The following is a 16,839-nucleotide window of genomic DNA, read 5'->3' as shown; positions in this document are numbered from 1 at the left end:
TTTTACAAATTTCCATCTTTCTTGAAGCAAATATAATAATTGTTTCGAAGCTTCTTAACAATAATTGAAAACAAGACTTCTTATTTATTTGCATTCCTCAATTCCTCAAATTAAAATCGATACAAACACCGATTATACTACCTCCTAAAAAACTACTTGAATACTTTATTCTAATTATTCAAAAGTCTCCTTAAATGTATTACATGAAGATACAATTATTAGCCTACATAATCCAAACATGAAACGGGAAACTTTGTACATTTACAAGGATTTCACAGCCTATTTTGTAAATGAGGTGATTAACAAAGAAAAAAGTTGATAAAAAACTGCTTTTCCAGCCTTAAAACTTTGTTTATCAATTATTCTTTTCTATTTTTGCAATCCGAAAAATAAATTTCTTCGGGGGTTCACCAAGAGGAATAACTTGATTAACAGGTAGCCCACCCCCTGGAACAAACCGTAAAATTGTATTAAAATGTACGCAATTGTAGAAATCGCGGGTCAGCAATTTAAAGTTGAGAAAGACCAGAAGATTTTCGTTCACAGATTAGAAGCTGAAGAAGGTGGACAAGTTGAGTTCGCTAAAGTTCTTTTAGTTGATAACGAAGGTGAAGTTGCAGTTGGTGCTCCTGCTATTGAAGGTGCTAAAGTAACTGCAAAAGTTTTATCACACATGAAAGGTGATAAGGTTAAAGTATTCAAAAAGAAAAGAAGAAAAGGATACAAAAAACTGAACGGTCACCGTCAGTACCTTTCACAAATTCAAATTGAAGAAATTGTAGCTTAATCCTTAAAAATATTACAAAATGGCACATAAAAAAGGAGTTGGTAGCTCGAAGAATGGTAGAGAATCGGAAAGTAAACGATTAGGAGTTAAAATTTACGGCGGACAATTTGCACAAGCTGGAAATATTCTTGTACGCCAGAGAGGAACTAAGCATAACGCAGGTGAAAATGTAGGTTGTGGTAAAGATCACACTCTATTTGCACTTGTTGATGGAACAGTTGTTTTCAGAAAGAAAAGAGACAACAAATCTTACGTTTCTATTGAACCTCTTGCTGAATAGTTAATTCAGTATTAAAATATTTAAATCTCCTGCTTTATCACAGTATAAAGACAGGAGATTTTTTTATTTTTACACTTTCATAAAAATCAGGAATAATCATCAACAAAAGATAATAGATGCTAAGCCTAAAATATTTACAGGAAAATCAAGAGGAAGCCATTAAGGCTTTAAAGATCAAAAATTTCGATGCTACTGAAATTATCGGAAAAATTATTGATCTTGATGAAAAAAGAAAAGCTACTCAAGCGGAACAGGATGCAACTCAGGCAGAAATGAACAGCTTGTCGAAAGAGATTGGTATGCTTTTTAAAAGTGGAAAGGCTGAAGAAGCTAATGCAGCAAAAGCTAAAACCGGTGAGTTGAAAAACTCCATTGCTGAATTAAACTCGAAGCAAACTTCCATTGTTGAAGAATTAAACAATTTGCTATTGCAAATTCCTAATATTCCTCATTCATCGGTTCCTGCAGGTAAAGGTGAAGAAGATAATGTAATCGAAAAGACAATTGGTAAAACTCCAAGTTTAGCTCCTGATGCAATTCCTCACTGGGAATTGGCAAAAAAATACAACTTGATCGATTTCGATTTGGGTGTAAAGATTACTGGTGCAGGTTTCCCACTTTATCGTGGTAAAGGTGCTATTCTTCAGAGAGCTTTAATCAATTTCTTCTTGGATGAAAACCGCAAGGCAGGTTACGAAGAAGTAATTCCTCCATTAGTTGTAAACGAAGATTCTGGTTACGGTACAGGTCAGTTACCTGATAAAGAAGGACAAATGTACCATGTTACAGAAGATAATTTGTACTTGATTCCAACTGCTGAGGTTCCGGTTACAAACATTTATCGCGATGTAATTTTAAAAGGAGAAGATTTTCCGGTTAAGAATACCGCATACTCGGCTTGTTTTAGAAGAGAAGCTGGTTCGTACGGAAAAGATGTTCGTGGTTTGAACCGCTTGCACCAATTCGATAAAGTTGAAATTGTACAATTGCAACATCCTGAAAAATCATACGAAGCATTAGAAGGCATGGTAAATCATGTTGAAAGTATTATTCAAAAATTAGAGTTACCTTATCGTTTGTTGCGTTTGTGTGGTGGCGATACCAGCTTTACTGCTGCTTTAACTTTTGATTTTGAAGTGTACTCAGCAGCTCAGGATAAATGGCTAGAGGTTAGCTCTGTTTCTAACTTTGAATCATACCAGGCAAATCGCTTGAAATTAAGATTTAAGGATAAGGACATGAAAAAACCGCAATTGGCTCACACATTAAATGGTAGTGCATTGGCTTTGCCAAGAATTGTAGCTGCATTGTTGGAAAATCACCAAACGCCGGAAGGAATTAAAATTCCTAAAGCATTGGTTCCTTACACAGGATTTGACATGATCGACTAATCGATTATCAAAATATTTGCTAAAGCCCGAACCTAAAAGTCGGGCTTTTTTTTATTTTTATGGTGCTGAATCAATAAAAATTCCATTTTGAAAAAGATACTAACAAGCATATTACTGATTTCACTGCTATCAGCGTGCATATCCACTTTTGGTCAATTAAACATCCAATCCGGAAGCCAGTTGGCATTTAAATACTTTCGCGACAAGGAATACAAGCCTGCTTCTACCCTATTCTACGACTTGTATGATTTTACAAAATCAAAAACTTATTACAACTACTATGTAGATTGTTTAATTGCATTGGAAGAATTTAAGGATGCAGAAAGTTTTGTAAAGAAACAGGTGCGAAAAAATCCAAACGATAACAGTTTCATTATAAGTTTGGGCTATGTTTATAAGAAATGGAATCAGGAAGAAGAAGCCATCAAGCAATACAATAAAGCTCTTCAAAAACTAAAACCCATTAAGGTTGATATTAATGGTATTGCCAATGCTTTTATTTCCAAACGAGAATATGAATTTGCTGCCAAAGTCTATCAAAAAGGACGAGAACTGTTAAAGCAGCCTCACCTTTATCATATCGAATTGGGAAACATTTATCTCTATCAAAGAGATTTTGAAAAAATGCTTGCTGAATTTTTAATTGGTGTATCCATCGATCCAAGCAAAGTTAATACTGTACAACATCGCCTTCAATCTGCACTTGCTCAGGATATCGATTCAAGTCTTGATCCAATTATCAGAAATCAGATTTTGAATAAAATGCAGACAGAACCAGACAATTTGGCTTTGAAAGAATTATTACAATGGTACTTTATGCAAAAAAAACTGTTTAAACCTGCCTTGGCCCAAGCCAGATCTATCGACTTAATCAAAAAAGAAGATGGATTTCGCATCATGTCTTTGGCTTATACGGCAAGAACAAATAAAGATTTCGAAACTGCCTTGGAAGCTTTTCAGATCGTTATTGATAAAGGTGCCGAAGCTTCAAACTATTTTAAAGCCAATACAGAGCACCTAGAAACCAGATTCTTGCAGTTAAAAGAAACCGAAAACAGCTCACAGGAACAATGGGAAAACCTGGCTTCTTCTTACGACAAATTCTTAAACCAGGAAAAAAATATTGGCCAAAAAAGCAGGGCTATCGTTAGACATGCTCACATATTATCGGCTTACCTAAATCAAAATGATAAAGCAATTGAAAAACTTGAAGCTATTCTAAAAAATCGCAACATTCACCCACAATTTAAATCAGAAATTAAAATGGAATTGGCAGATATTAAATTGTTTGCCGATGAAAAGTGGGATGCCATCCTGCTCTATTCTCAGATTGAAAAAGCCAATAAAAACAACACCATAGGCTACGAGGCAAAATTCAAAAAAGCCAAGGTTTCCTATTATATGGGAGAATTGAAATGGGCAAAAGCTCAGTTAGACGCTCTTAAAGGAAGTACCTCAAAATTAATTGCCAATGATGCAATTGCTTTATCGCAGTTAATTAGTGATAACACCACCTTAGATACCAGTTATACGGCAATGAAAACTTATGCGGAAGCTGAGTTTTTAATCCTACAGAAAAAAGAAGATGAAGCCTTAAACAAGTTGGATGAATTGATAAGAAACCAACCTGCCCATAGCTTAATCGACGAAGTGTATTTTAAAAAATATGAAATCTATTTGCAGCAGAATAAACTGGATGACGCTCTGAAGAATCTTGAAAAAATAATTACAGATCACCCATGGGATTCAATTGCAGATAAAGCATTATTCCGAAAAGGAAAACTACTTGAAAAAATGCAAAACTCACCTGCTGCTTTAGATTGTTACAAATCAATTATTACAGATTATCCGGATAGTATTTTTTCGGTTGAAGCCAGACAAAGAGTTAATGCATTAAGAAATTAATGGAATTCTACTTGCTGTAAAAACAAATGTTGATTTTAGAAATAAGCACCAATTTCTCAAACTTTGAATTGCGTGGCAATTTACACAATTAAATAATTCGTGATAATTTGTGTCTTCAGTTGTTTATATATTACTTACGAAGTAAGTTTTTAATAAATTTGCGCGACTTTTAAAGATATACGATATGTTATTATACAATACAAGCTATTTGCTTGAACAGGAACTAGAGGCTGTTTTTGTAGAGTGGATGAAAACGAAGTTTATTCCTCTTTTAAAGGAAACCAGTACTTTCTCGGACAACTATTTTTGTAAAGTAATGGTTGCACAAGAAGATGGCGGAATGACTTATTCATTGCAGCTTTTATTCAAAACTCGCGAACAGTTGGAAAAATACATCAATAGTTTTGAGCCAAGAACCAAAGCGGTTTTTAATGCCAGATTTCAAAACCAGGTAATCACATTTTCTTCTCTTTTGCAAGAAGTTTAATTCCAGCCACTTGAAGCAGCAGAAAAGAGCATATACATACGCATTACTGGCAATTTTATGTTGGTCTACAGTAGCAACGGCATTTAAGATTGCTCTTGCTGGTATGGATTTTATGCACTTGCTTTTGATTTCATCAGGTACAGCCCTTATTTTTCTTTCCGTTTTATTGGTGTTGAAAAACCAACTATTAAACAGTTTTAAAGTAAGTAAAAAGCATTATTTCAGCTCTGCCATTTTAGGCTTGTTAAATCCATTTTTATACTACCTGGTTTTACTAAAGGCCTATGCCATTTTGCCTGCGCAATTTGCAATGAGCTTGAATTACATCTGGCCAATAACTTTGGTACTGCTTTCTATTCCTTTGTTAAAACAGAAAATAGGAATTAAAAGTATTCTATGCATTCTGGTCAGTTTTGCTGGAGTGGTTGTAATTGCCAACAAAGGCTCATTTGCTTCATTGCAAACACCAAATCCGTTCGGAGTGTTACTGGCAGTTGGAAGTTCGATTTTCTGGGCTTTGTATTGGATATATAATGTAAGAGATATAAGAGAAGAAGTTGCCAAGCTATTTTTGAACTTTATTTTTGGATTCATTTACATTGTACTAAGCATAGCTCTTTTTTCTAATTTCACACTTCCTGATACCAAACCTTTATTGGCTGGAATTTACATTGGGATTGTTGAGTGTGGAATTGCATATGTACTTTGGTTAAAAGCCATGAAATTGAGCAGTTCTACCGATAAGATTGGTCACTTGGTTTTCTTGAGCCCCTTTGCCTCATTAATATTTATTAATCTGATTCTCGGAGAATCTATCTATCTTAGTACACTGGCAGGCTTGGTTCTTATTATAGCTGGGATAGTACTGCAAAAACTTGTTCAAAAATCCAATTCAATTGAGTAACGACAGAATAATTATGGGAATTGATCCGGGAACCAATTTAATGGGATACGGGTTAATTAGAGTGGTAAACAGAAAACCTGAAATCATGGTTTCGGGGGTTCTCGATTTAAAAAAAATCAGCGATCCCTATATCAAGCTTCAAAAGATTTTTCAAAGAACACTGCAAGTCATAGATGAATATCATCCCGATGAATTGGCAATTGAATCTCAGTTTTTTGGTAAAAATATTCAGTCGATGTTGAAATTGGGTCGTGCGCAAGGCGTAGCCATTGCTGCCGCTTTGCAACGCAATATTCCAATTTTTGAATATGCTCCACGTAAAATTAAGCTAGCAATTACTGGTACGGGAACTGCCTCGAAAGAACAATTGGCGGTAATTCTTCAACGTTATTTTAGAATGAAAGATTTTCCTCAAAATCCTGATGAATCAGATGCCATTGCAATTGCACTTTGTCACTTTTTTCAGGACAATGCACTGGTTACTGCGAAAAAATCCAGTTCATGGGCCGATTTTATAAAAAACAATCCGAATCGGGTAAAAAAATAAATACCAAAAACGAAAAAAGCCGCTCAAAAAGCGGCTTGTCTATATATTAAGATATTCTCTTATTCTAAATTCTTGCGAATAGCCTCTGCAACTTCGGCTAGTTCTTCCTGGCTTGGAGACAGTTTAGGGTTTTCAAAATTTAAATCTCCAATATTATTCAATGGTACCAAGTGAATATGCGTATGTGGAACTTCCAGACCGATAACGGCAACTCCAACACGTTTACATTCTACACTTTTGTCAATTGCCTTAGCAATCTTTTTTGCAAATACATTTAAGCCTGCCAACACATCATCTTCCAAATCAAAAATGTAATCAACTTCTTGCTTTGGAATTACCAATGTATGACCTTTAGCCAAAGGGCTAATATCTAAAAATGCAAAGTACTTGTCGTCTTCTGCAATTTTATGGCAAGGAATCTCGCCTTGAACTATTTTTGTGAAAATTGAAGCCATTTTATCTGTTTTAAGAAGTTTTCAATTTGTTTCTATTAGATAGAAATTTCGATGATTTCGAAAGGAATAATTCCATTAGGAACCTGAATATCCACTACATCGCCAACTTTCTTTCCAATTAAACCTTTGGCAATTGGTGTATTGATAGAAAGTTTACCTTTCTTAAAATCAGCTTCACTTTCCGACACCAAAGTGTAAGTCATTACTGCACCATTTTTCTGGTTCTTAATGGTAACTTTGTTCATCATCTGAACCTTTGATGTATCAATTTTAGTTTCATCAATAACTCTACTGTTGGCAATAACTCCTCGCAACTGGGCAATTTTTGCTTCCAACAAACCTTGAGCCTCTTTTGCTGCATCGTACTCAGCATTCTCCGACAAGTCCCCCTTGTCAATCGCTTCACCAATTTGCTTTGAAATTTTTGGACGCTCAATATTCTCAAGCTGTTCCAATTCTTCTCTTAGTTTTTTTAAACCATCTGCTGTTACATATGAATAACCAGACATAATATCCTCCTATTTATTTTTTCTTGATTTCTTAATTCCCAGATCACCAAAGACCTATAAAACAAAAAGAATCCCGACTTCTCGGAACTCTTCAGGAATACAAATATACAAATTTAATATTTATGCTCCTTTTTATACGGTATAAACTGGGACTTATAAAAGTACTAAAAAATTATACTAATTGTACTTTCTCTCTAAAATTTCCTTGTAAATTATCGCCTGACGCCAATCAATTTCTTCCCCATCTTCTTCCTCCTCTTCCGCTTCTTCCTGATAGAGATCTTTTAAAGCATCTAATGAAGAAATTTGTCGCTTCTCAGTATATTCTATACTACTTTCCCGAGGATCCTTTTGCTCAGGAACTGAATCTAAAACTACCTCCTGTTCGGCAATTGGAGCTTCTGTTTCCCATTCTTCTTCCTCATGATATGGTTCGGGCCTTTGTTGCCCCAACAAAGCTTCAAATACCGATTCAAAATCGTTTTGCGGCTTTGTAGTTTGAGGAGCAGATTGCTCCGCTATTTCTCCATCATCGGGCGGAGATATTGGAACAGGCTTCTTTTTGTTCTTCTTGATAGAACTAAAAATTCCTACAATCGCTAATATGATCAGATATATTATATTTCCCCATCCTTCATCCATGAGAGTTCTGATATTTAATTGTTAGTTTTACGCTTTCACAATAATAATCAGGATCAACCTGCGTTTATTAATGCAAACTATAAAATTATGTCAGTCAACAAATCAAATTTACTATATTTTTTCGTTTTATTTTCATTGTGCATCAGTATTTGTTCTTGTAGTTCCGATTCTGTGGATGTAAACGAAATTGTTCCCTACCAAAAGATTAATGCTCATATCGATCTTACCTACTACAATCAATTGACCAACAATTCTGCAATGTATTTCGATTTCATCGAAGGTCGTTCTTTAGGATACAAGGGGCATGGCATATTTGTATTTAGAACCAATGGTCAGTATTATGCCTACGATGCTACTTGCACTCATGATGTTGAAGCTGATAAACATGTTGAATTGAATGATCCTGATGATGCTGATGCATGGAATAATGGTGCGACTTGTCCGGTTTGCGGAAGCGAATTTATTCTATCAACAGGTGCTGCTCCAACCAGCGAATCTGTAGCCATCCATCCATTAAAATCATACAGAACCAGTGTTTCTGGTAATATCCTTAGGGTTTACAACTAATCAGTATATAAAAGGCACAAAAAAATTAGTCCCATTTGCAACAGAACTAATTTTGACATCATAAATATAACAAAATCAGGACACAAAGCAAATCAACGAAAGTTTTTCTGATTGCACATTTCTATAAAAAAGCCTTGACTCGGTAAACAATAATGCATAATTTGAAAGGAAATTCACCTATTCAAATTAATTTTTTAATCTTATGAAGAAAGCATTATTACTACTTGTGTTCGGGGTTTTGTGTGCACCGTTCGCATCTTTTGCAAGTGAAGCCGATTTGGTAGTTCCTGATTTAAGACAAAGTGTCTTTGATGGAATTGGAGGCATGAATGGCTGGGACTTGCTCCTCTACGGAATTATCATCATTGCCCTGGGTTTATTGTTTGGGATGGTGCAGTTTAATCGCATCAAAAAACTTCCTACGCACAAATCGATGGCAAAAGTTTCAAATATAATTTACGAAACCTGTAAAACCTATTTGTTGCAGCAAGGTAAATTCCTGATTATTCTATTCTTGATTATTGGTGTTGCTATTGGTTATTACTTCCTGGCATTAGCTCATTTAAGCATTCCTAAAACCTTACTGATTCTTCTATGGACCGTTCTTGGTATTCTTGGATCGTATGGTGTTGCATGGTTCGGAATCAGAATTAACACCTATGCAAACAGTAGAACATCTTTCGCTGCATTAAAGAAAAAGCCTTTCGACGTAATGTCTATTCCGCTTCAGGCTGGTATGAGTGTTGGTTTACTATTGATTTGCGTTGAGCTGATCATGATGATTGCCATCCTTCTTTTCATTCCTGGCGAAAGTGCTGGTGCATGTTTCGTTGGTTTTGCAATTGGAGAATCGCTTGGTGCTTCTGCCCTTAGAATTGCCGGTGGTATCTTTACCAAAATTGCTGATATTGGGGCTGATTTGATGAAGATCGTATTTAAAATTGGAGAAGATGATCCAAGAAACCCTGGTGTAATTGCCGACTGTACAGGTGACAACGCTGGTGATAGCGTAGGACCAACTGCCGATGGTTTTGAAACTTACGGTGTAACTGGTGTGGCATTAATTACCTTCATCATTTTAATGTTTGGTGAAACTGGTTTGATTCCAAATATGGGATTTGCATCTACATTGATTGTATGGATTTTTGCAATGCGTGTATTGATGATTTTCACTTCTGTTCTGGCTTATTTGGTAAATCAAGCCATTGCCAAGGCAAAGTATAGCAAAAAAGATAGTTTCGATTTTGAAGCTCCATTAACTGCATTGGTATGGATTACTTCCATTATTTCCATCGTAGTGACTTATGCATTGAGTTATGTGTTGATTTCCGATCTTCCTAACGGATTATGGTGGAAACTATCAACCATTATTTCTTGTGGTACTCTAGCTGCGGCTATTATTCCTGAATTTACCAAAGCCTTTACCAGTTCCAATTCTCGCCATGTAAGAGAAGTTGTGAGCGCTTCTCGTGAAGGTGGAGCTTCTCTTACCATTCTATCGGGTATGGTTGCAGGTAACTTCTCGGCATTCTGGAAAGGAATGGTAATGATGGCGCTAATGGCGGTTGCATTTTACACCGTTCAGGATATTGATGCTTTTGGTGAATATCCAGGTATTTTTGCATTTGGCTTGGTTGCGTTTGGTTTCTTGGGAATGGGACCTGTTACCATTGCAGTTGATAGTTACGGACCAGTAACCGATAATGCTCAATCGGTATTTGAATTGTCTCAAATCGAAAGTATTCCTAACATTAGCGAAGAAATTGAAAAAGACTTTGGCTTTGCTCCTAACTTTGAAACTGGAAAGCACAATCTGGAAGATAATGACTCGGCAGGTAATACTTTTAAGGCTACTGCCAAGCCTGTATTGATTGGTACTGCGGTTATTGGTGCAACTACCATGATTTTTGCAATCATTCTTTTACTGAAAGGAACCATTCTTTCCAACGGGCAATCATTATTACAGATTGAATTGACCGATCCATCGGTTATTCTAGGTTTGATTACAGGTGGTGCTGTTATCTACTGGTTCTCGGGAGCCTCAATGCAGGCAGTTACAACTGGTGCATACAGAGCTGTTGAATACATCAAGAAAAATATTAATCTGGATAAGGCTGAAGCTGATATTGAAGATTCTAAGAATGTGGTAAAGATTTGTACGCAGTATGCTCAATCGGGAATGTGGAATATCTTTGCTGTAATCCTAAGTTTAACTTTGGCATTCGCATTCTTTAGCCCGAACTTCTTTGTGGCTTACCTGATTTCCATTGCCATTTTCGGATTGTTCCAGGCAATGTACATGGCAAATGCCGGTGGTGCATGGGATAACGCCAAAAAAGTGGTTGAGGTTGATTTGAAAGAGAAAAACACAGCTCTTCACGATGCAACCATCGTAGGTGATACTGTTGGTGATCCATATAAGGATACTTCATCGGTAGCATTGAATCCAATTATTAAATTCTCTACTCTGTTTGGCTTATTGGCAGCTGAAATTGCAATCGAACTGATTGTTCATGCTGACAAAACCGGAGAAGCGAATATGGCGCCATACATTGGTGGTGTATTCTTATTGATCGGATTGTTCTTCGTTTATCGTTCGTTCTACGGAATGAGAATTCCTGATAAACCAATTGGTGAAGGAAATCCCAATCCTGAAGCCAAAGCAAAAGAACCTGGAACAAATCACCAGGAAAATGTAAAAGTTGAGGCTAGTAAAAACTAGCAGTTTGATTATATAACATTTATGACCCCGAGGAATTTCTTCGGGGTTGTTTTTTATCTTTTATTTTGAACACAGACGAAAGGCCTTGCGTCTCTACAAGTACAGATTTTATTTCGTTAACAATTCAACAACCGCTTCCTTATCTTTTACCAGCTGTGCCTTTAAGTCATCAATTGATGCAAAAAACTGCTCGTTGCGAATTCTTTTGTAGAAATGAATGGTAATGTTCTTGTAGTAAATGTCCTGATCGAAACCAAGAATATGAACTTCGATTGACCTGTTGTCTAATTGATTGTTAACTGTTGGTCGAACACCAATATTCAACATGCCCAAATAGCGCTTGTCATCAACATCAACTTTAACGGCGTAAACTCCATCTTTTGGAACCAGTTTGTAACTTTCCTGCGGATCGATATTGGCAGTAGGAAAGCCAATTTTACTTCCTAATTTTTTTCCATCAACCACATCTCCCTTGATAAAGAACCGGTAGCCTAAATATTTATTTGCCGTTTTAATATCCCCTTCGCCAATGGCTTTACGGATTTTGGTTGAGCTTACGTTTATGGCATCCATGTTTAAAACATCCTGGCGCTCGATTTTAAAGTTCAACTGATCGGCAAAAACCTTTAAATCTTCATATTTCCCTTCTCGATTGTGACCAAAACGGTGATCGTAACCAACCACCAGGTATTTCATGCCTAATTGTTTTACCAATATCTGCTCCACAAATTCTACATACGAAAGTTTCGAAAACTCTTTGGTAAAAGGATAAATTACCAAATGATCGATACCAGCCGCCTCAAGCAAAACCTTCTTTTCTTCCAAAGTATTAATCAGGCGAAGACCATTGTTCTCCTTGTTGAGAACCAATCGAGGATGTGGGTAAAATGTAAAAATCACGGTTTCCCCCTTTACTCTGTGGGCCAATTCTTGTAGTCGACGAATTACCTTTCTGTGTCCCAAATGAACACCATCAAAAGTTCCAATGGTAACCACAGGGTTTAGAGCAGAAAAATCTTTAAGATCCGTATATATCTTCATCTGTAATATCAGTTGTATGTGGTGAAATTTAATCTAAATCATCCATCCCTTCTTTATATCAAGCCAGAAAATTTCACCTTTTTAATCTGAAAGCAAAAATATGAAAAATTCCCGAACCTGATCGATTCCTTCAATATCTCACATTGCTTGATAATGATTATACAGGAAATTATTAGTAAATTTCCGCCTGAAGTTTCGCAGCGCATTTGCTTTGAGAATTTGATAACTTAAGTTCAAATCAGCCAAAGCTTTTGATTATAAATTATTTGATAGTGAAACCAAGAATTTTAGCAGTTTAAATAACACAATCTAATCCATAGTATGAGAAAACTATTATTTGTACTTCCACTAGTTTTATTTTGGGCTTGTGGCCAAAAAGGAAATGTAAGCATCGAAGGTAAAATCGATAACGCAGAAGGTAAAACTTTGTATTTGGATCATTTACATGTTGCCAGTACAAGCACTGTTGATTCGGTAAAACTTGACAAAGAAGGTCGATTTGAATTTGATTTGAACCTTACCCAACCTGAATTTTATTTGTTACGCTTATCAAACGGTAAATTGCTTACCCTTTTGGCTGAAGAAAACGATAAAATGTTAGTTTACAGCAAGGCCGAAAACATGAATAAAAAGTATATCGTTGAAGGATCGAAAGGTTCGAAACTGGTAAAACAGATTAACGATACTTTAAATGTTACCAAAGCCAAAGTTGCTGCAATCCGCAAGCAATTGGAAGAAAAGAAAAATGATGCTGATTTCTCGACTGTATCACAAAATTTAGTGGCTGAATATATTGAAGCTATTCAAGCACAAAGAAAATTCTCTATCGACTTTATCATGCAAAATGCTACTTCGTTGGCAAGCTATATGGCATTGTATCAAAAAATTGATGAAGATACTTTCACTTTAAATGAGAACAAGGACATTCAGTTTGTGAAAATTGTAGCTTCATCGATGAGAGCACTTTACCCTGAACATGAATATACCAAAGCAATTTTAGCCAACTACAAAACTCTTGAAAAGAGAATGTCCAACCTAAACATTGCTAAGATGATTAAAGAAAAAGGTGCTAGTTTTCCTGAAATCAAATTGCCTGACACCAATGGTAAGGACGTAGCTCTTTCATCTTTAAAAGGGAAATTTATTGTATTGAGTTTCTGGGCATCTCAAGACCCAAACTCTCGTAAGCAAAATAAAACACTTAAGAAAATCTACGACAAGTATAAAAGCAAAGGTTTAAGAATTTACCAGATTTCTGTTGATCAAGACGAAGAGCTTTGGAAAAAAGCAATTAAAGAAGACAAGATGAACTGGACAAATGTTTGTGATCCTGAAAACGGAAGTTCTTATGCGGTTCGCTTGTTAAACGTACAAAGAGTGCCTGCTAACTACCTAATCGACCAAAGAGGTGAAATTGTTGGTAAGGATCTTTTTGCAAGAAGATTGGAAGAAAAAGTTGCTGAATACGTAAAGTAATACAACTAAAATATTATTAAGTGCCTAAAGTACAAAGGTGAAAACTAATTTTCATTACTTTTAAACTTTAGGCATTTTAAGTACATGAAACTTTCTCATGAGTAAAAACAAAAAAATATATTTCGCATCGGATGTGCATTTGGGAGCACCCGCTTTAAAGAATAATCGCGAACGTGAATTGTTGTTTGTAAAGTGGTTGGATACTGTTAAAGCAGATGCCGAAGCAATTTACCTTATGGGTGATATTTTCGATTTCTGGTTCGAGTACAAACGTACCGTACCTAGAGGATTTACCCGTGTATTAGGAAAACTGGCCGAAATTACCGATTCGGGTATTCCTGTGCATTTCTTTACCGGAAATCACGACATATGGGTGTTTGATTATTTGCCAAGTGAAACTGGCGTAATCGTTCATCGTGATATTGTAAAAACCAAACTTCAGGGCAAGAAATTCTTTTTGGGACATGGCGATGGATTAGGGCCATACGATAAGGGATATAAGATTCTGAAAAAGATCTTTACCAATAAGTTTCTGCAATGGTCGTTTGCCAGGATTCATCCAAATTTTGCGATTTGGCTGGCACACAATTGGTCGGGACACAGCAGACTTAAAAATGGCAAAATTGAAGCTGATACATTTAGAGGTGAAGACAAAGAGTGGTTGGTGCTATATGCCAAAGATGAACTGAAAAAAGAACATTTCGACTATTTCATTTTCGGACATCGCCACTGGCCTTGCAATATCGATTTGAATGGTGAAAGCAGATACATTAATACTGGCGATTGGGTAACACACTTTACCTATGCCGTGTTGGATAATGGTGTAATGGAATTGAAAGAATTCGAAAAACCAGCAATTAACCACTAAGGTCACAAAGGTTTTTCACAGAGTATCACAAAGATTTAATAGCTTGCTTCGCAAGAATTATTCAACCACGAATGACACAAATTACACAGATCTGTTTATCTTCGATAAACCTAAATATTCAACGCAAAATATCGCAAAGAAATAAGTGTTGTAAAATCTTTTTTTTGATCTAATAAATGAAACAAGAATAAAGTGCAGTAAATAAACAAAGGATATGCAATACTTTGTGTTCCTTCGTGAATTACTTCGTTTTACTTTGTGGTTAAATAAAAAGCACATGGAATTTTTATACATCGCAATTGGAATTGCCAAAGGGGTAATTATCGCTTGGCTGATTCTTAGAAAAAAAACATCTCAACAAGCAGCTCTTCATCGTGAGGAATTGCTAAAGCAGGAAAATGCTTTTATCACCGAAAAAAGTGAATTATCGCACCAATTATCGATATTGGAAGAGCGTGCAAATAACATAAAACGCGAAAAAGAGGAAATAGCGAATTTACTGGGCGAAGAAAGGGAGAAAAACGAAAGGCTAACCCGTTCGGTATCTATTTCGGCTACCGAAAGAAAGAATTTGGAAGAGCGTTTGGAAAACCAAAAGCAGGAACTGGAGGAATTACAAAAGAAGTTCACTACCGAATTCGAAAACATTGCCTCTAAAATCCTGAAGGAAAACACGAAAGAGTTTACCACATCCAACCAGAAGAATATGGACGATATTCTTGGGCCAATAAAGGAAAAGCTGACATCATTCGAAAAGAAGGTTGAGGAAACTTACGATAAGGAATTGCGCGATAAAATCAGCCTGAAAGAGGAGGTGAAAAAGCTTTATGACCTAAATGCAAAGATTAGTGATGAAGCCAATAACCTAACCAAAGCACTTAAAGGTGATGTAAAGAAACAAGGAAACTGGGGCGAAGTTGTATTGGAAAGAATATTAGAACGTTCGGGCCTTTCGAAAGGGGAAGAGTACGAACGCGAAGTAGTAACTCAGAATAGCGAAGGACAGACCATTCGCCCTGATGTGATCATCCGTTTGCCTGAAGAGAAACATGTAATTGTTGATTCGAAGGTTTCGCTGGTGGCTTACGAGCGATTTGTAAATTCAAATGGCGAAGAAGACAAGGACAAGTTCTTGAAAGATCACATTATTTCCATGAAAGCGCATGTGAAAGAATTGGCCGATAAACATTACCAAAGTTCAGAAGCATTAAACTCTCCTGATTTTGTATTGATGTTTGTGCCAATCGAATCATCCTTTGCCATGGCCGTACAAGCCGATCAGGAATTGTTTAATTATGCTTGGGAAAACAAAATTGTAATTGTGAGTCCTTCTACCCTGTTGGCTACCTTGCGTACCATTGCCTCTATCTGGAAACAGGAACACCAAAACCGAAATGTATTGGAAATTGCTCGCCAAGGTGGTGCATTGTACGATAAATTTGTTGGTTTTGTTGATGATATGATCAGCCTGGGCAGACAAATGGATACTGCAAAGAAAACCTATGCTACCTCGATGAACAAACTAACCGAAGGCCGTGGTAACCTAATTCGAAGTGCAGAAAAAATTAGAGAACTTGGCGCTAAGGTGAAGAAAAAACTGCCACAAGCCTTAATCGATAGAATGGATGATGCTCCAACATTGAAAGAGTAATTTCACATGAAGGACGCAATGATGATATAGAGCCACGATTTTTCGTGGCTTTTTTTTTATCTAGACGCAGATTATTAAGATTTTTATGATTCTTGATGCTCTTATTTTTATATTATCTTTCTGATAGCCCTACAATAGTTAACTTGTTTTCCCAATAGGCGGGTAATTTCTCCAATAGGGATTCTAAAATATACAATAGGCACCTTATTTTAGTAGTAGGCATTGGTATGTGGCAATAGAAATACCTATACTGCCAATAGGAATGGACAAACTCACAATAGTAGATATCAAACCTTCTGGAAGCCCTATACCTGTAGATTCGTTTTGCTACAGGAGGGTAATTTTCACTACAGACGGGTAAATATGGCTACAGGGGTATAGAAAATGTCTACAGGTATGCTAAAACTGCTGAAGACCTTATAAATGTTAACCTATTTCATAACTGGAGCATAATTTTGCAATCTGAAACCCCTATTAACCCAACTGAAGTACCAAAATTGCCAACTGGAGGGTATTTTATCCAACTGAAACATAAATTTATATAACTGGAGGATCAGATATCTAACTGGAGGGGTGCTTTGTGCAACTGGAGCATAGATAGATCCAA

General features: G+C 36.2%; 16 protein-coding genes. 12 read left to right on the top strand and 4 right to left on the bottom strand.

Features of this window, described 5'->3' with window-relative positions:
- The first annotated feature begins 475 nt into the window (after positions 1-475).
- The 7 genes from rplU to ruvC all read left to right on the top strand — a co-directional run bounded on the left by rplU (position 476) and on the right by ruvC (position 6,301).
- Positions 476-787 (top strand): 50S ribosomal protein L21, encoded by a 312-nt coding sequence (gene rplU, locus BXY64_RS02570; protein ID WP_120238408.1) that lies wholly within the window; start codon positions 476-478, stop codon positions 785-787.
- 19 nt (positions 788-806) lie between these two features.
- Positions 807-1,067, top strand: coding sequence for a 50S ribosomal protein L27 (rpmA, locus tag BXY64_RS02565; RefSeq protein WP_054716802.1), 261 nt, complete (start codon positions 807-809; stop codon positions 1,065-1,067).
- A 116-nt stretch (positions 1,068-1,183) separates the two neighbouring features.
- Positions 1,184-2,458 carry a serine--tRNA ligase gene (gene serS / locus BXY64_RS02560; protein WP_120238407.1) on the top strand — a complete coding sequence of 425 codons (1,275 nt, stop codon included), beginning with the start codon at positions 1,184-1,186 and terminating at the stop codon, positions 2,456-2,458.
- 87 nt (positions 2,459-2,545) lie between these two features.
- On the top strand, positions 2,546-4,363 hold the full coding sequence (locus BXY64_RS02555) for a tetratricopeptide repeat protein (protein ID WP_147375868.1): 1,818 nt from the start codon (positions 2,546-2,548) through the stop codon (positions 4,361-4,363).
- Positions 4,364-4,547: 184 nt separating this feature from the next.
- Complete coding sequence (locus tag BXY64_RS02550) at positions 4,548-4,850, top strand: DUF4286 family protein (protein WP_120238405.1); 303 nt, start codon at positions 4,548-4,550, stop codon at positions 4,848-4,850.
- 10 nt (positions 4,851-4,860) lie between these two features.
- Entirely contained in the window at positions 4,861-5,754 is an 894-nt protein-coding gene (locus tag BXY64_RS02545; RefSeq protein WP_120238404.1) for a DMT family transporter, read from the top strand.
- Positions 5,747-6,301, top strand: a complete 555-nt coding sequence (gene ruvC / locus BXY64_RS02540) for a crossover junction endodeoxyribonuclease RuvC (RefSeq protein ID WP_120239732.1) — start codon at positions 5,747-5,749, stop codon at positions 6,299-6,301. The genes BXY64_RS02545 and ruvC overlap by 8 nt, the downstream gene beginning before the upstream one ends.
- Positions 6,302-6,360: 59 nt before the next feature.
- Here ruvC and BXY64_RS02535 read toward each other — a convergent pair whose 3' ends face one another.
- From BXY64_RS02535 to BXY64_RS02525, 3 genes are all read right to left on the bottom strand, one after another.
- Positions 6,361-6,756, bottom strand: a complete 396-nt coding sequence (locus BXY64_RS02535; protein ID WP_120238403.1) for an HIT family protein — start codon at positions 6,754-6,756, stop codon at positions 6,361-6,363.
- 35 nt (positions 6,757-6,791) lie between these two features.
- Positions 6,792-7,265 (bottom strand): transcription elongation factor GreA, encoded by a 474-nt coding sequence (gene greA, locus BXY64_RS02530; RefSeq protein WP_110361193.1) that lies wholly within the window; start codon positions 7,263-7,265, stop codon positions 6,792-6,794.
- Between the two features lie 177 nt (positions 7,266-7,442).
- Positions 7,443-7,907 carry a hypothetical protein gene (locus BXY64_RS02525; protein WP_120238402.1) on the bottom strand — a complete coding sequence of 155 codons (465 nt, stop codon included), beginning with the start codon at positions 7,905-7,907 and terminating at the stop codon, positions 7,443-7,445.
- Between the two features lie 87 nt (positions 7,908-7,994).
- Here BXY64_RS02525 and BXY64_RS02520 point away from each other — a divergent pair, with 87 nt between their 5' ends.
- Together BXY64_RS02520 and BXY64_RS02515 are read left to right on the top strand one after the other, a co-directional pair.
- Entirely contained in the window at positions 7,995-8,474 is a 480-nt protein-coding gene (locus tag BXY64_RS02520) for a Rieske (2Fe-2S) protein (protein WP_147375866.1), read from the top strand.
- Between the two features lie 202 nt (positions 8,475-8,676).
- Positions 8,677-11,196, top strand: a complete 2,520-nt coding sequence (locus BXY64_RS02515) for a sodium-translocating pyrophosphatase (RefSeq protein WP_120238400.1) — start codon at positions 8,677-8,679, stop codon at positions 11,194-11,196.
- Between the two features lie 108 nt (positions 11,197-11,304).
- Here BXY64_RS02515 and BXY64_RS02510 read toward each other — a convergent pair whose 3' ends face one another.
- Positions 11,305-12,237, bottom strand: a complete 933-nt coding sequence (locus BXY64_RS02510) for a bifunctional riboflavin kinase/FAD synthetase (protein WP_120238399.1) — start codon at positions 12,235-12,237, stop codon at positions 11,305-11,307.
- A gap of 321 nt (positions 12,238-12,558) precedes the next feature.
- Between BXY64_RS02510 and BXY64_RS02505 the strand changes: the two genes are divergently transcribed.
- From BXY64_RS02505 to rmuC, 3 genes are all read left to right on the top strand, one after another.
- The gene (locus tag BXY64_RS02505; protein WP_120238398.1) at positions 12,559-13,713 is read left to right on the top strand and encodes a TlpA disulfide reductase family protein; all 1,155 of its coding nucleotides are present in this window, start codon (positions 12,559-12,561) and stop codon (positions 13,711-13,713) included.
- Between the two features lie 97 nt (positions 13,714-13,810).
- The gene (locus BXY64_RS02500) at positions 13,811-14,581 is read left to right on the top strand and encodes a UDP-2,3-diacylglucosamine diphosphatase (RefSeq protein ID WP_120238397.1); all 771 of its coding nucleotides are present in this window, start codon (positions 13,811-13,813) and stop codon (positions 14,579-14,581) included.
- A gap of 277 nt (positions 14,582-14,858) precedes the next feature.
- Positions 14,859-16,232, top strand: a complete 1,374-nt coding sequence (rmuC, locus tag BXY64_RS02495) for a DNA recombination protein RmuC (RefSeq protein WP_120238396.1) — start codon at positions 14,859-14,861, stop codon at positions 16,230-16,232.
- Positions 16,233-16,839: the final 607 nt, after the last annotated feature.

The organism is Marinifilum flexuosum (genome assembly GCF_003610555.1).
Lineage (GTDB): Bacteria > Bacteroidota > Bacteroidia > Bacteroidales > Marinifilaceae > Marinifilum > Marinifilum flexuosum.
Note: the sequence above shows the minus strand (reverse complement) of the source record. Positions and strands in the feature narration are given on the sequence as shown.

Coding starts and splice junctions, on each gene's coding strand:
- rplU (WP_120238408.1), top strand. CDS start 476: ATGTACGCAATTGTAGAAATCGCGGGTCAGCAATTTAAAGTTGAGAAA.
- rpmA (WP_054716802.1), top strand. CDS start 807: ATGGCACATAAAAAAGGAGTTGGTAGCTCGAAGAATGGTAGAGAATCG.
- serS (WP_120238407.1), top strand. CDS start 1,184: ATGCTAAGCCTAAAATATTTACAGGAAAATCAAGAGGAAGCCATTAAG.
- BXY64_RS02550 (WP_120238405.1), top strand. CDS start 4,548: ATGTTATTATACAATACAAGCTATTTGCTTGAACAGGAACTAGAGGCT.
- BXY64_RS02535 (WP_120238403.1), bottom strand. CDS start 6,756: ATGGCTTCAATTTTCACAAAAATAGTTCAAGGCGAGATTCCTTGCCAT.
- greA (WP_110361193.1), bottom strand. CDS start 7,265: ATGTCTGGTTATTCATATGTAACAGCAGATGGTTTAAAAAAACTAAGA.
- BXY64_RS02525 (WP_120238402.1), bottom strand. CDS start 7,907: ATGGATGAAGGATGGGGAAATATAATATATCTGATCATATTAGCGATT.
- BXY64_RS02520 (WP_147375866.1), top strand. CDS start 7,995: ATGTCAGTCAACAAATCAAATTTACTATATTTTTTCGTTTTATTTTCA.
- BXY64_RS02515 (WP_120238400.1), top strand. CDS start 8,677: ATGAAGAAAGCATTATTACTACTTGTGTTCGGGGTTTTGTGTGCACCG.
- BXY64_RS02510 (WP_120238399.1), bottom strand. CDS start 12,237: ATGAAGATATATACGGATCTTAAAGATTTTTCTGCTCTAAACCCTGTG.
- BXY64_RS02505 (WP_120238398.1), top strand. CDS start 12,559: ATGAGAAAACTATTATTTGTACTTCCACTAGTTTTATTTTGGGCTTGT.
- BXY64_RS02500 (WP_120238397.1), top strand. CDS start 13,811: ATGAGTAAAAACAAAAAAATATATTTCGCATCGGATGTGCATTTGGGA.
- rmuC (WP_120238396.1), top strand. CDS start 14,859: ATGGAATTTTTATACATCGCAATTGGAATTGCCAAAGGGGTAATTATC.